This is a genomic window from Aromatoleum toluclasticum ATCC 700605, assembly GCF_000378245.1.
Lineage (GTDB): Bacteria > Pseudomonadota > Gammaproteobacteria > Burkholderiales > Rhodocyclaceae > Aromatoleum > Aromatoleum toluclasticum.
On record NZ_KB899491.1, the window covers coordinates 400,100 to 414,032 of the forward strand.

General features: G+C 65.8%; 13 protein-coding genes and 1 tRNA gene. 7 read left to right on the top strand and 7 right to left on the bottom strand.

Going from position 1 to position 13,933, the window contains the following annotated elements; translation table 11 throughout:
* The first annotated feature begins 55 nt into the window (after window positions 1-55).
* The 3 genes from F464_RS0101890 to F464_RS0101900 all read left to right on the top strand — a co-directional run bounded on the left by F464_RS0101890 (window position 56) and on the right by F464_RS0101900 (window position 4,591).
* Window positions 56-1,603 (top strand): HDOD domain-containing protein, encoded by a 1,548-nt coding sequence (locus F464_RS0101890; protein ID WP_018988076.1) that lies wholly within the window; start codon window positions 56-58, stop codon window positions 1,601-1,603.
* Between the two features lie 84 nt (window positions 1,604-1,687).
* A complete protein-coding gene (gene argJ / locus F464_RS0101895) occupies window positions 1,688-2,926 on the top strand; it encodes a bifunctional glutamate N-acetyltransferase/amino-acid acetyltransferase ArgJ (RefSeq protein ID WP_018988077.1) in 1,239 nt (412 codons plus the stop codon).
* 78 nt (window positions 2,927-3,004) lie between these two features.
* Window positions 3,005-4,591 (top strand): hybrid sensor histidine kinase/response regulator, encoded by a 1,587-nt coding sequence (locus F464_RS0101900; protein WP_018988078.1) that lies wholly within the window; start codon window positions 3,005-3,007, stop codon window positions 4,589-4,591.
* Window positions 4,592-4,600: 9 nt separating this feature from the next.
* Here the strand turns inward: F464_RS0101900 and apaG are convergent, their stop codons facing one another.
* On the bottom strand, window positions 4,601-4,984 hold the full coding sequence (gene apaG / locus F464_RS0101905; RefSeq protein WP_018988079.1) for a Co2+/Mg2+ efflux protein ApaG: 384 nt from the start codon (window positions 4,982-4,984) through the stop codon (window positions 4,601-4,603).
* 107 nt (window positions 4,985-5,091) lie between these two features.
* On the opposite strand from apaG, the gene purB reads away from it, so the two are divergent.
* Window positions 5,092-6,459 (top strand): adenylosuccinate lyase, encoded by a 1,368-nt coding sequence (purB, locus tag F464_RS0101910; RefSeq protein WP_018988080.1) that lies wholly within the window; start codon window positions 5,092-5,094, stop codon window positions 6,457-6,459.
* Between the two features lie 91 nt (window positions 6,460-6,550).
* Window positions 6,551-6,868, top strand: a complete 318-nt coding sequence (locus F464_RS0101915) for a DUF2322 family protein (protein ID WP_018988081.1) — start codon at window positions 6,551-6,553, stop codon at window positions 6,866-6,868.
* A gap of 114 nt (window positions 6,869-6,982) precedes the next feature.
* Here the strand turns inward: F464_RS0101915 and F464_RS0101920 are convergent, their stop codons facing one another.
* From F464_RS0101920 to queA, 6 genes are all read right to left on the bottom strand, one after another.
* On the bottom strand, window positions 6,983-7,603 hold the full coding sequence (locus F464_RS0101920; RefSeq protein WP_018988082.1) for a MarC family protein: 621 nt from the start codon (window positions 7,601-7,603) through the stop codon (window positions 6,983-6,985).
* Between the two features lie 19 nt (window positions 7,604-7,622).
* Entirely contained in the window at window positions 7,623-8,552 is a 930-nt protein-coding gene (gene secF, locus F464_RS0101925; protein ID WP_018988083.1) for a protein translocase subunit SecF, read from the bottom strand.
* Window positions 8,553-8,590: 38 nt separating this feature from the next.
* On the bottom strand, window positions 8,591-10,450 hold the full coding sequence (gene secD, locus F464_RS0101930) for a protein translocase subunit SecD (RefSeq protein WP_018988084.1): 1,860 nt from the start codon (window positions 10,448-10,450) through the stop codon (window positions 8,591-8,593).
* Between the two features lie 81 nt (window positions 10,451-10,531).
* Complete coding sequence (gene yajC / locus F464_RS0101935; protein WP_018988085.1) at window positions 10,532-10,858, bottom strand: preprotein translocase subunit YajC; 327 nt, start codon at window positions 10,856-10,858, stop codon at window positions 10,532-10,534.
* Between the two features lie 133 nt (window positions 10,859-10,991).
* Window positions 10,992-12,104, bottom strand: a complete 1,113-nt coding sequence (gene tgt / locus F464_RS0101940) for a tRNA guanosine(34) transglycosylase Tgt (protein WP_018988086.1) — start codon at window positions 12,102-12,104, stop codon at window positions 10,992-10,994.
* Window positions 12,094-13,131 carry a tRNA preQ1(34) S-adenosylmethionine ribosyltransferase-isomerase QueA gene (gene queA / locus F464_RS0101945; RefSeq protein WP_026295662.1) on the bottom strand — a complete coding sequence of 346 codons (1,038 nt, stop codon included), beginning with the start codon at window positions 13,129-13,131 and terminating at the stop codon, window positions 12,094-12,096. Before queA ends, tgt begins: the two co-directional genes overlap by 11 nt.
* Window positions 13,132-13,179: 48 nt before the next feature.
* On the opposite strand from queA, the gene F464_RS0101950 reads away from it, so the two are divergent.
* Together F464_RS0101950 and F464_RS0101955 are read left to right on the top strand one after the other, a co-directional pair.
* Window positions 13,180-13,264 (top strand) — tRNA-Leu (locus tag F464_RS0101950).
* 319 nt (window positions 13,265-13,583) lie between these two features.
* On the top strand, window positions 13,584-13,931 hold the full coding sequence (locus tag F464_RS0101955; RefSeq protein ID WP_026295663.1) for an HPF/RaiA family ribosome-associated protein: 348 nt from the start codon (window positions 13,584-13,586) through the stop codon (window positions 13,929-13,931).
* The last annotated feature ends 2 nt before the right edge of the window (window positions 13,932-13,933 follow it).

A 13,933-nucleotide genomic window follows, 5' to 3' on the forward strand; every position in this document is an offset into this window, starting at 1 on the left:
TTTCCGAACGGCCCCCCGCGGGCCGTTCTTGGCTTAACGCGAAGCGTTTCCTGACATGAGCGGCCCGGCTGATTCCAAGGGCCGGCGCCCCGGCGAGCCCGCACTGTTTCCGGAGCTGCAACTCGGCGTTCCGGAGGATGCCGCGGAGCAGGGGGTGCGCGACCCACGCGGCCTTGGGGAGTGGGTCGCCTTCATTCGCGACCAGGAGATGCCTGCGCTCGGCGCGACGGTAGCCCTGATCCATTCCGTCACCGAGGACGAAAAATCCCCGACCGGGAAACTCGCCCAGGCCATCCTGCAGGACGCGGCAATGACGGCGAAGGTGCTCAAGCTCGCCAACAGCGTCCTGTACAACCCCACACGCCACGGCGTAAGCACGATCAGTCGCGCCATCGTCGTGCTCGGCTTCAATGCCGTCGCGGAGATTGCGGTTGCGATCCGCGTGATTGATGCGCTGCTCGCCGGCGGTGTCCGGCAGCGCGTCGTGAACGAGATGGCGCACGTGTTCCATGCGGCCGTGCAGGCGCGCGCACTGGCCGCTCTGCGGCGCGATGGGCGCAGCGAAGAGGTCTTCATCGCCGCGCTGCTGTCCCGCGTCGGCGAGATGGCCTTCTGGTGCTTCGGCGGCAAGCTCGCGCAGCGGCTGGATGAAGCCCTCGCCGCCGGCCAATCCGACGACGAGGCGCAGATGAGCGTACTCGGCTTTCGCCTGCGCCAGCTTTCACAGGGGCTGGCGCGCGAGTGGAAGCTCGGGCCGCTGCTCCAGTCCGTGCTCGATGGCAGCGGTCGCCCGGGCGTGTCGGAGCAGGCAATCCACTTTGCCCACCGGTTCGCCGTCGAAGTCGAGAACGGCTGGGATAGCCCGGGCCTGGAAAAGCTCGTTTGCAGCCTGGCGATCTTCGCCGGACTCTCGTCCGAGGCGATGCGCGAGGAGCTTGCAGCCAACAGCGTCGAGGCCGCGCGCATTGCCGGATATTTCGGCGCAGCCGAAGCCGGTGAACTGATTCCGCGGCCCGCTCCCGCCGTGGGACCCCCGGAGGCCGGTGAGGCCGAGGCGGCGGAAGTGCTCGCGATGGAGCCTGATCCGCAGCTCCAGTTGAGGATCCTGCGGGAGATTTCGGGCCGCATCGCGGCGGGCGCGAACCTTAACGAAATCCTGCAACTTGTGCTCGAAGGCATCTATCGCGGCGTCGGCTTCGACCGCGTGCTGTTCGCCCTGATGTCGCAGAACCGCTTGCAACTGGTAGGGAAAACATCGCTTGGTAGCGGCGCCGAGGCCTTGCGGCAGGCTTTCATCTTTTCCCTCGACGGCACGCCCGGTGACCTGTTCAACGAATTCTTCCGCAACCCGCGCGCGATGCGTTTCGGTCCTGGTCAGACGTCGCCGGAAATCCGGCTCGACCGCCTGTTGCAGGTGACCGATGCCCCCTGTGCCTGCATCGCGCCCATCCTCGCGCAGGGACGCCCGATCGGCCTTTTCTACGCCGACCGCACCCATCCGGCGGAGGGTATCGATGACGAACGTTTCGAGGCCTTCCAGCTGTTCGCCCAGCAGGTCTCGCTCGCCGTCACGGCAGCTTCGTCGTCGCGTCAGAACGGTTGATGCGAGGCCCTGCAGTGATGTCCTTGCCGACGTCCAATGAAACCACGGCGGCGCCGGCCGCCCTTTGCCCGATGGAGACCCGTCATGCCCGTTAACCTCTCGACCCCGGTTGCCTCGGAGCTGCGTCCGGTCGCAGGCGTTCGCCTCGGGGTTGCCGAAGCCGCGATCCGCAAGCTGAACCGTCGCGACCTCACCCTCATCGAAGTGGCGGCCGGCAGCCGCGTGGCGGGGGTGTTCACGCTCAACCGTTTTTGCGCCGCGCCGGTCCAGCTGTGCAAGGAACACCTTCCCGGCGGCAAAGTCCGCGCGCTCGTGATCAATACCGGTGTCGCCAACGCGGGAACGGGCGCGGAAGGACTGGCGAATGCCAATGCCACCTGTGCTGCCGTGGCCGGGCTGATGGGGATCGAGCCCGAGCAGGTTCTGCCGTTCTCGACCGGCGTGATTCTCGAGCCGCTGCCGGTAGACCGACTGGTGGCCGGCCTCCCCGCTGCGCAGGCCAATCTGCGTGCCGACGGGTGGTTCGATGCCGCGCACGCGATCATGACGACCGATACCGTGGCCAAGGCCGTGTCGCGCCAGGTGACGATCGCGGGGCGCACGGTCACGCTGACGGGCATCAGCAAGGGCGCGGGCATGATCAAGCCCAACATGGCAACGATGCTCGGCTTCCTCGCCTGCGACGCGGCGATCTCGCAGTCCCTGCTGGACGCGCTCGCACGCGAGGCGGCCGACCTGTCGTTCAACAGCATCACCATCGATGGCGACACCTCGACCAACGATTCCTTCATCATCATCGCGACCGGCAAGGCCGGCAACGCCGAGATCAACGATCCGCTGGGCGAAGACTTCCGCGCGCTGCGCGAAGCGATCATCGACGTCTCGATCAGGCTCGCGCAGGCGATCGTGCGCGATGGTGAAGGTGCCACCAAGTTCATGACGATTGCCGTCGAGGGCGGTAAGGACCGTGCCGAGTGCCGCAAGGTGGGCTATGCGATCGGCCATTCGCCGCTGGTCAAGACCGCCTTCTTCGCCTCCGATCCCAACCTCGGACGCATTCTTGCGGCGATCGGCTATGCGGGCATCGACGATCTCGACGTGAGCGGGCTGCGTGTGTGGCTGGGTAGCGCAAGCGAAGAGGTGCTCGTCGCCGAGAACGGCGGCCGTGCGGCAACGTACCGCGAAGAGGCCGGGGCGCGCGTGATGCAGGAGTCCGAAATCACCGTGCGCGTGGATCTCGGGCGCGGCCTCGAGCGCGCCACGGTGTGGACCTGCGATTTCTCTTACGACTACGTGAAGATCAACGCCGACTACCGCAGCTGATGTTTCGGTGCAAATCGCGCACTGGCTGCATTGCTATGCTGTACGTATAATCCGGGAAACGGATCGGCCCGGATCAAGATGGCAGACAAGCAGCAGTCGATGCGCCAATCGCGGGGTCAGAACGACCTCTCGCCCCTGTTCGACATCATGCTCGAAGGGGTGGTTGTGCGCGACGGTGCGGGCCGCATCACCGCATGCAATCGCACGGCGCAACAGATCTACGGACTCTCTGCTGCCGAACTCGAAGGCCACACGGCGGCGAGCCTGCCGGTCGGCTTCCTCTACGAGGATGGCTCTTCCTGTCCGCCGGACCTGCACCCGGCGATGGTCACCTTGCGCACGGGCCAGCCCCAGCGCGGCGTGGTGATGGGAATTGCCCATCCGGGGAAGGATCCGGTGTGGATCCAGGTGAACAGCCAGCCGATTGCCGATGCCGAGGGCCGGATCACGTCGGTGATCACCAGCTTCGCCGACATCACGCCGATCAAGCGTGCGGAAGACGCCCTGCGGGCGAGCGAGGCGCGCAACCGGACGCTCGCCGAAGCGATCGCGCAGTCCGGCTGTTCGGTCATCATCACCGATGGCGACGGGCGTATCGAATACGTGAATCCTGCCTGCTGCAAGGCCTACGGCTACTCCGAGGATGAGCTTATCGGAGAGCGGCCGAGCATTTTCAAGTCCGGAGAGACGACGCAGGAGGAGTATGCAAGCCTGTGGCGGACTATCCTCGCCGGGGAGGCCTGGCGCGGCGAGATGTCGAATCGCAGCCGCGACGGCAAGCTGATCCGCGAGGCGGTATCCGTGTCACCGGTGCGGGACGAGAGCGGCGAGGTCCGTCATTTCGTCGCGCTCAAGGAAGACATCACGCAGCTGCGCGAGGACGAGCGCAGGCGCCACGAACTGTTCGAGCGCGTTGCGCGGCTCGAGCGCATGGAGCTCGTCGCCACGTTGGCGGGGGGCATCGCGCACGATTTTAACAACGTCCTCGCTGCCATCCTCGGCTACTCGCAGCTGGCGGCCACGCAGCTCAAGCAGGACGGCGGGCAGGCGCGCGTGTTGAAGTACGTCGAGGAGATTCGCTCGGCCGGCCAGCGTGCGCGCGAACTGATCCAGCAGCTCCTGAGCTTCCGCCGCGGCGGCGCGGTGCAGCAGGGCAGCGCCGAGCTCGCCGTGATCGGCCGCGAGGCCGTCGGCCTGCTGCGCGCGACCCTTCCCGACACGCTCGCGGTGGTTGCCGATATCGATCCCGGTCTGCCGCGGCTATCCGTTGATCCGGCACATCTTCACCAGATCATGATGAACCTGCTGATCAACGCGCGCGATGCGATCGCCGGCATCGGCACCATCCGGTTGACGGCCCGCCGTGTGTCCTTCGACGGTGCGCAGCGCTGCGACTCCTGTGGTCACGAGTTCAGGGGAGCCTATGTGGCGATCACGGTGACGGACGTCGGCGTGGGGATCGCACCCGAGCACCGCGAGAAACTGTTCGAACCCTTCTTTACGACCAAGGACGTCGGACAGGGAACGGGCATGGGGCTGGCCGTAGTGCACACCATGACCCACCTGTACGACGGGCACGTACGCGTCGAATCGGAGCCCGGCAAGGGCACGGCCGTGCAGGTCGTGCTGCCGGTGCAACTGCTCAAGGAGGGCGGTGCCGAGTAGTGCCGGAACTCAGTGCAGCACGCGTGGCATCGCGAGCACGAAGGCCGGAATTTCGGCGTCGAAGCGATGTCCGTCCGCCGCGAGCATCTGGTAGCTGCCCTGCATCGTGCCGACCGGCGTTTCGAGCACCGAGCCGCTCGAATAGCTGAACTGCTCGCCGGGGGCGAGCGCCGGCTGTTCGCCGATCACGCCCTGGCCACGCACTTCCTGTACCTTTCCGGCGCCATCCGTGATGACCCAGTGGCGGCTGAGGAGCTGCGCGCCGATGGTGCCGGTGTTGCTGATCGTGATGTGGTAGGCGAACACGTAGCGTTCTTCTTCCGGCGCGGACTGGCCGGGCACGTATTCGGCTACAGCGGTAACCTTGATCCGGTATTTTTCCGATTCGCTCATTGACGGGATCTCTGTGGTGGGCGAGGTTGCCCAAGGCGCTCGGGGTCGTCGAACACTCGACGACGGCGCAGGAGGTTAAAATAGCACTTTTGTCCGGAAATACCGCCATGTCCGTTTCACCTCTGACCGCACTTTCCCCGCTCGACGGCCGTTACCACGAAAAGGTCGCTGGCCTGCGCGAGCATTTCTCCGAGCACGGTCTGATCCGCAATCGCGTGCGCGTCGAGATCGAATGGCTCAAGGCTCTGGCGGGCGAGCCGGGGCTCGCCGAGATTGCGCCGTTCTCGGCGACGACCGTGGCGGAGCTCGACGGCGTCGTCGCGAAATTCTCCCCGGCCGACAGCGCGGCGGTGAAAGCCATCGAGGCGACGACCAACCACGACGTGAAGGCGATGGAATACTGGCTCAAGGAACGCCTGGGCCACAACGCCGAAGTCACGAAAGTGTCGGAGTTCATCCACTTCGCCTGCACCTCCGAAGACATCAACAACACCTCGCACGCGCTGATGCTGCGCGAAGGCCGCGATGCAGTGCTGTTGCCCGTGCTCGACAAGGTGATCGCGCGCCTGCGCGAGCTCGCTCACCTGCATGCCAATCTGCCGATGCTCTCGCGCACGCATGGCCAGCCTGCGAGCCCGACCACGCTGGGCAAGGAAATGGCCAACGTCGCCGCACGCCTGCTCCGCGCCCGTGTTTCGATCGCCGCGGTGTCGCTGACGGCGAAGTTCAACGGTGCGGTCGGCAACTACAACGCCCACCTGTCGGCCTGGCCGGCATTCGACTGGGAAGGCTTCAACCGCCGCTTCATCGAATCGCTCGGGCTGGAGTTCAATCCGTACACGATCCAGATCGAGCCGCACGACGCGATGGCCGAGCTCTTCGACGCGATCGCGCGCACCAACACGATCCTCATCGACGCCTGCCGCGATATCTGGATGTACATCTCCTTCGGTTACTTCAAGCAGAAACTGAAGGAGGGCGAGGTGGGTTCGTCCACGATGCCGCACAAGGTCAACCCGATCGACTTCGAGAACGCCGAAGGCAACTTCGGCATCGCCAACGGGGTGTTGCGCCACTTCACCGAAAAGTTGCCGGTGTCGCGCATGCAGCGCGACCTCACCGATTCGACCGTGCTGCGCAACATGGGCGTGGGCTTCGGCCATACGGTGCTGGCGCTCGATTCCTGCCTGCGCGGCCTGAACAAGCTCGAGGCCGATCCGCTGCGTCTTGCCGCCGATCTCGACGGTGCGTGGGAAGTGCTTGCGGAGCCGGTGCAGACGGTGATGCGCCGTTTCGGCATCGAAAATCCGTACGAACAGCTGAAGGCCATGACGCGCGGCAAGGGCATCACGCGCGAGGCGCTGCAGGAATTCATCCGCACGCTGGCGATTCCGGAAGCCGATCGTCAGCGCCTGCTCGACATGACGCCGGCGAGCTACGTGGGCAAGGCCGTGGAGCTCGCGAAGCGCATCTGAACGCGCGCTCCGGCGGCGGCCGGCACGGTACGCAACGAAGAACGCCACCTGCGGGTGGCGTTTCATTTAAGACGACGGAAAGGAAACTGGAATGGCGTTTGCCGACAATCTCAAGCCGCTGCCCAAGGTGTCGCACCTGGCGGCCCTCAACCTCCTCGACGCCGATGGTGCGCTCGTCGCGACTATCGAGAACAAGGCCGGTCAGGCCGGCTCGCTGGCGGTGTATAACCACCTCGCACAGCTCTACGGCTCGATCAACGCCGAGGCGGCGAAGAAGGGGCTGGAGCTGTATGCAGAGCACACCGAGGACGCGCGTGCGAATCCGGGCAAGCACCCGAATATCGACCGGCTGATCGGGATCATCGAGCGTGGCGAGGTGCTGCGCGTGAAGCAGGTATTCGCGGTCTGAACTCCCGGTAACCCACTGCCGTTCGGGCTGAGCCTGTCGAAGCCCAGCAAACGCCCTTCGACAGGCTCGGGGCGAACGGGACTGACTTGCGGGACGGAGCCTCGCTGGTGCCCGTCAGGCGCCGCCCAGGCCGAAGAAGTCGCGTATACCCAGCATGCCGATCTGGAAGCCGATGGCGACCAGGATCAGGCCCATGAAGCGGGTGAAGATGCGCTCGACGCGCGGTGTGGCCAGCCGCTGGCGGACGAGCGCGAGACGCAGCGTCGCCCATAGCACGGCAGCGGTCGCGACCGACGCAAACAGTGCGATGACCGGCAGGTAGAGGCGCGACGGGTAGGCGACCGACAGCGTGATCGCGGTCGTGATCGCGCCCGGGCCGGCGATCAGCGGCATCGCGAAGGGAACGACGATGCGGTCCTCGGCGTCCTCGGGCGAGGCCTCGTCGCGCTGGATGCCGCTGGGGCTGCCGCGCAGCATGTCGAGCCCGACCAGGATGATGACGAGGCCGCCGGCGGTGCGGAAGGCGTCGAGCGAGATGCCGAAGAGTTCGAGGATGTAGCGTCCGCCGATGGCGGCCCCGGCGAGGATGGCCAGCACGGCCATCGCAGCCTGTCCGGCCGCGCGGCGGCGTGCGGCGACGGGCATGCCGGCGACGATGCCGAGGAACATCGGTGCAGCGATGATCGGGTTCGTGATCGCCAGAAGGCTGACGAAGGCCTGCAGGAACTCGTTCATCGCCGTGTAGGGGAAGGGGTCAGACGACCGCTTCTTCCTTTTCCTTCTTCGGCTTCATGAACTGTTCGCGCGAAACGCCCAGCCACATCACCAGCGGGCTCGCGACCAGCACCGAGGAGTAGATGCCGAAGAGGATGCCGATCGTCAGCGCCATCGCGAAGTAGTGCAGGGTCTCGCCGCCGAACAGCAGCATCGCCAGTACCATCATCTGCGTGCTGCCGTGGGTGATGACGGTGCGCGAGATCGTGGAGGTGATGGCGTGGTCGAGCACTTCCGGAGTCGTCAGGCCGCGCTTCTTCTTGAAGGTCTCGCGCACGCGGTCGAAGACGACGACCGACTCGTTGACCGAATAGCCCAGCACCGCGAGCACGGCAGCCAGCACCGGCAGCGAGAATTCCCACTGGAAGAAGGCGAAGAAGCCCAGGATGATCACGACGTCGTGCAGGTTGGCGATGATCGCGGACACCGCGAAGCGCCACTCGAAGCGTACCGCCAGGTACACGACGATGCCGAAGATCACGAGCAGCAGCGCCATCGCACCGTCCGAGGCGAGTTCCTTGCCGACCTGCGGGCCGACGAATTCGACGCGCCGCAGCTCCGGTGTGGCGCCCACGGACTGAAGCGTCGCCATCGTGCGCTCGGACATCTTGGCGGTGTCGAGGTCGTCGCGGTTCGGCAGGCGGATCAGTACGTCGCGCGCGCTGCCGAAGTTCTGCACCTGAGCGTCCGGGTAGCCGCTGGTGGCGAGCGCAGAGCGGATCGGTTCAAGTTGCGGCGCCTCGGTATAGGTGACCTCGACCAAGGTGCCGCCGGTGAATTCCACCGACAGGTGCAGGCCGCGCGTCGCGAGGAAGAACACCGCCAGCACGAACGTGATCAACGAGATGATGTTGAACACGAGCGCATGGCGCATGAACGGGATGTCTTTCTTGATACGGAAAAATTCCATGATTCAGCCCTGTATTCAGCCTTGTACGTGCGCGGCGTTCAGTTGCCCGGCTTCCAGATCTGCCCGATCGACACCGACTCGAGCTTGCGGCGGCGACCGTAGATGATGTTCACGAGCATGCGCGAGATCAGGATGGCGCTGAACATCGAGGTCAGGATGCCGAGGCAGTGCACTACCGCGAAGCCTCGCACCGGTCCGGAGCCGAAGACGAGCAGCGCGATGCCGGCGATCAGCGTCGTGATGTTCGAGTCGAGAATCGTGTCGAAGGCGCGTTCGTAGCCTGCATGGATGGCAGCCTGCGGCGAGACCCCGTTGCGCAGCTCCTCGCGGATGCGCTCGTTGATCAGCACGTTCGCGTCGATCGCCATGCCCAGGGTCAGCGCCATGGCCGCGATGCCGGGCAGTGTCAGCGTCGCCTGCAGCAGCGACAGCAGGGCGACGAGCAGCAGCAGGTTGGCGGCCAGCGCGATCACCGACACGAGGCCGAACAGCATGTAGTACACGCTCATGAAGATCGCGATCGCGACGAAGCCCCACAGCGTCGAGTGGAAGCCCTTCGCGATGTTCTCGGCGCCGAGGCTCGGGCCGACGGTGCGTTCCTCGATGATCTCCATCGGCGCGGCGAGGCTGCCGGCGCGCAGCAGCAGTGCGACGTCGCTCGCTTCCTGGGTCGTCATGCGCCCCGAGATCTGCACGCGTCCGCCGCCGATCTCGGTGCGGATCACCGGCGCCGTGACGACCTCGCCCTTGCCCTTCTCGATCAACAGGATGGCCATGCGCTTGCCGACGTTCTCGCGCGTGACGTCGCGGAAGATGCGGCTGCCGGCGGCGTCCAGCGTCAGGTGTACGGCGGGTTCGTGCGTCTGGCCGTCGAAGCCCGGCTGGGCATCGGTGAGGCGGTCGCCGGTGAGCACCACCTGGTTGCGCACGAGGATGGGGGAGCCGCCGCGCTCGTTGTAGATCTCGGTGCCGAGCGGCACGCTGCCCGCAAGGGCGCCTTCGAGCGCGCCCGGCGTCTCGTCGACGAGGCGGACCTCGAGCGTCGCGGTGCGCCCGAGGATGTCCTTCGCCTTCGCGACGTCCTGCACGCCGGGCAGCTGCACGACGATGCGGTCGACGCCCTGCTGCTGGATCACCGGTTCGGCGACGCCGAGCTCGTTGATGCGGTTGTGCAGCGTGGTGATGTTCTGCTTGATCGCGAAATCGCGGATGTTTTTCTGCGCAGCCTGGGACAGCGTCGCGACCAGCCTGAGATCGTCGGCGGAGTCGTCGCGGTCGGCGAGCTGCAGATCCGCGGTGCTGCCGGCAACCGCCCTGCGCGCGGCTTCGCGCTGTTCGGCATCACGGAAGCGCAGCACGACGTTGTTGCCTTCACGCGTGATGCCGGCGTGGCGCACGTTCTTGTCGCGCAGCAGCGTGCGCAGGTCGGCGGCGGTCGCATCCAGGCGCTTCGTGATCGCACCGGGCATATCGACCTGGAGCAGGAAGTGCACGCCGCCGCGCAGGTCCAGACCGAGGTACATCGGCAGGGCGTGGATCGCGGTGAGCCAGTTCGGCGAGGCGGAAAGCAGGTTCAGGGCAACGACATAGGACGGGTCGCGCGGATCGGGGTTCAGGCGCTTTTCGATGACGTCCTTCGCGCGCAGCTGCACGTCGGTATTGGCGACGCGCACACGGATGCTGTTGACGTCGATGAACAGCCCGGTGTGTTCGATTCCGGCATCCCGGAGCGTCTGCTCGATCGTGCCGTTGAGCGAGGCATCGAGCTTGAGCGTGGCTTTGCCGCTGGAGACCTGGACCGCGGGTACTTCACCGTAGAAGTTGGGAAGGGTGTAGATCAGGCCGAGGATCAGGACCAGACCGATGAGAATGTTCTTCCAGAGCGGATAGCGGTTCATGACTTGGAGGGGCTGGAAAGAGGAGGCGACGGAGCGTCGCGGTTGCGCAGCGCCGGCGTGGCCGGCGCATGACGCGCGACCTTACAGGGTCTTCAGCGTGCCCTTCGGCAGCACGGTGGTGACGGCCTGGTTCTGCACGAGGATATTGACGTTGTCCGCGATTTCGATGCGCAGGAAGCTGTCGCCGACCTGGGTCACGCGGCCGGCGATGCCGCCCTGGGTGACGACCTCGTCGCCCTTCGCGAGCGCCGAGACCATCGCCTTGTGTTCCTTCGCGCGCTTCATCTGCGGACGGATCATCAGAAACCACAGGACGATGAACATCAGGATCAGCGGCAGCATGCCCATCAGGCCGCCGGTGGGATCGCCGCCGGTCGCAGCCTGGGCGTATGCGTTGGAAATGAACACGGGTGACTCCGGGTGGTTGCTTAAAGCGGCCGATTATAGCAGCAGGCCTTGGCGCGCCTGTGGCAAGCCGAAGCGGAGCCGGGAAATCGCATGATCGGCTGAAGCCGCTCCACGGTCGGGCGACGCCGGTCGTTCAGGCGGTCCCGGTCGCGCGTTCGGCGCGGAAGCGGGCGAGGTAGTCCACAAAGCCGCCGGCGGCGATCGCGTCGCGCATTTCCCCGGTCAGGACCTGGTAGTAGCGCAGGTTGTGGATGGTGTTGAGCATGCTGCCGAGGATTTCGCCGGCGCGGTGCAGGTGGTGCAGGTAGGCGCGGCTGAAGTTGCGGCAGGTGTAGCAGTCGCACGAGGGGTCGAGCGGGCGTGTGTCCTGCTTGTGGACCGCGTTCTTGATCTTGATGTCGCCGAAGCGCGTGAACAGCCAGCCGTTGCGCGCGTTGCGCGTGGGCATCACGCAGTCGAACATGTCGATGCCGGCGGCCACTCCCGCGACGATGTCCTCCGGCGTGCCGACGCCCATCAGGTAGCGTGGCTTGTGCTGCGGCAGGCGTGGCGCGGTATGGGCGAGGATGCGCTCCATGTCTTCCTTTGGTTCGCCGACCGACAGGCCGCCGATCGCGTAGCCGTGGAAGCCGATGTCCTCGAGGGCGGCGAGCGACTCGTCGCGCAGGTCCTCGTACATGCCACCCTGCACGATGCCGAAGAGGGCGTTGGCGTTGCCCAGTCGGTCGAATTCGTCGCGCGAGCGCCTGGCCCAGCGTTGCGACAGTCGCATCGATTTTGCCGACTCGTCGCGCGTCGCCGGGTAGGGCGTGCATTCGTCGAAGATCATCACGATGTCGGAGTTCAGCGTGTGCTGGATCTGCATCGAGATCTCGGGTGTCAGGAAGAGCTTCGCGCCGTCGATCGGCGAGGCGAACTTCACGCCTTCCTCGCTGATCTTGCGCAGCGCGCCCAGGCTGAACACCTGGAAGCCGCCCGAGTCGGTGAGGATGGGTTTGTTCCAGCCCATGAAGCCGTGGAGGCCGCCATGTGCGGCCACGACCTCGAGACCGGGCCGCAGCCACAGGTGGAAGGTGTTGCCGAGGCAGATCTGCGCGCCGATGTCGTCGAGCGCGGCGGGCGTCATCGCCTTGACCGTTCCATAGGTGCCGACCGGCATGAAGACGGGGGTTTCGACAACGCCGTGGGCGAGCGTGAGACGGCCGCGGCGGGCGGCGCCGTGCTGGGTGATCAGGTCAAATTGCATCGTTGCGGCGGGTAATGAACATGGCATCCCCGTAACTGAAGAATCGGTAGCCTTCGCGCACCGCATGGGCGTAGGCGCGACGGATGGGGTCCATGCCGGCGAAGGCCGACACGAGCATCAGCAGGGTCGACTTCGGCAGATGGAAGTTGGTGATCAGGGCGTCGGCGACGCGGAAGCGGTAGCCGGGCAGGATGAAGAGTTCCGTTTCGCCTACTCCGGCCCCGAGTTCGCCGTCCTGTGCCGCGCCTTCGAGCGCGCGCAGGCTGGTGGTGCCGACCGCGATGACCCGCTTGCCGGCGGCCTTCGTGCGCGCGATCGCGTCGACCGTTTCCTGCGGGATCACATAGCGCTCGCGGTGCATGTGATGTTCCCCGAGGTCATTGACGCGTACCGGCTGGAAAGTGCCGGCGCCGACGTGCAGCGTGACCCAGGCGCCGTTCACGCCCTGGCGGGCGAGGTCTGCGAGCATCTGCTGGTCGAAGTGCAGGCCGGCCGTCGGTGCCGCGACCGAGCCCGGTTCGCGTGCATAGACGGTCTGGTAGCGCGACTCGTCGTGGTCGTCCGCGGCGCGGTCGATGTAGGGGGGCAGAGGCAGCTTGCCGTGTCTTTCCAGCAGCGCATGGAGATCTTCGCCTTCGGGGAAGCGCAGGTGGAAGAACTCTCCGGCGCGGCCCAGCACCGTGACGTCGAAGGCGTCGGCCAGGCGCAGGCGCGCCCCGGCGCGCGGCGACTTGCTCGCGCGTATCTGGGCAAGCGCCCCGTGCGGGCCGATCGCACGTTCGATCAGCACCTCCACCTGCCCGCCGGTTTCCTTGGTCCCGTACAGGCGGGCATGGATCACGCGCGTGTCGTTGAAGACGAGCAGGTCGCCCGGCTCGACGAGCGAGGGCAGGTCGCAGAAGCCGCGGTCGGCCAGTTCGCCACCGGCGAGCACGAGCAGGCGGCTGGCACAGCGTTCCGCGAGCGGCGCCTGGGCGATCTGTTCAGGAGGAAGCAGGTAATCGAAATCGTCGAGAGTAAGGGACATGCGCTTGCCGCTTGCAGGGGCTTTCATGGATAATGCGGCGCTTCCCGGGCCGGGATGGCGGAATCGGTAGACGCAGCGGATTCAAAATCCGCCGCCGCAAGGTGTGTGGGTTCGAGTCCCACTCCCGGCACCAGTCTTTCTCCAGCGGAAAGCGCAGCAAAGGTCGCGGATTCTAGCAGAGTTCGCGGAACGCCAATGCGGCTGCGCGGTCTCCTGTCTGTCCCCTTCCTGTTCGACATTCCTTCCTCGTGGCGGTACTCGCCGCGTCGTTTGTGAGCGAATGTCCTGCGCCGTGCAGCGTCACCGCGCACCGGCGAGAGCAGGGGTAGATAATTTCAAGTTCGTAAAAAACTGAACTTCGTTCATTTCCAATCTTCTTTTTTGGAAATTGTCGGGCGTCCATACTTCTTCTGCGGGCCGGCTTGCCGGCTCATCACGAAGGAGATGGTGCAATGCGAATCGATCTGCAATGTAACGGTGTCGAACCCCCTGCCGGTCTACGTGAATACGTCGCACGGCGGATGAAATTCGCAATCGGCCGCTTCCGCGATCAAATCAAGTGGGCGCGGATCAAGGTGGCTGACGTGAATGGGCCGCGGGGCGGCGTGGATAAGCGTTGCGTGGTACAACTGCGCCTGCGCAACCTGCCCGACGTGATCTTCTCGATCACCGAAGTCGAGGCACGCTCGGCGATCGATCGCGCGGCCGAACGCGTATCGCAGGTGCTGGCTCGCCGGCTCGAACGCCAGCGCCGCATCGTGCGCGAACTCCTGCCGGAAGCAGTGCCGGCCGGCGCCTGACG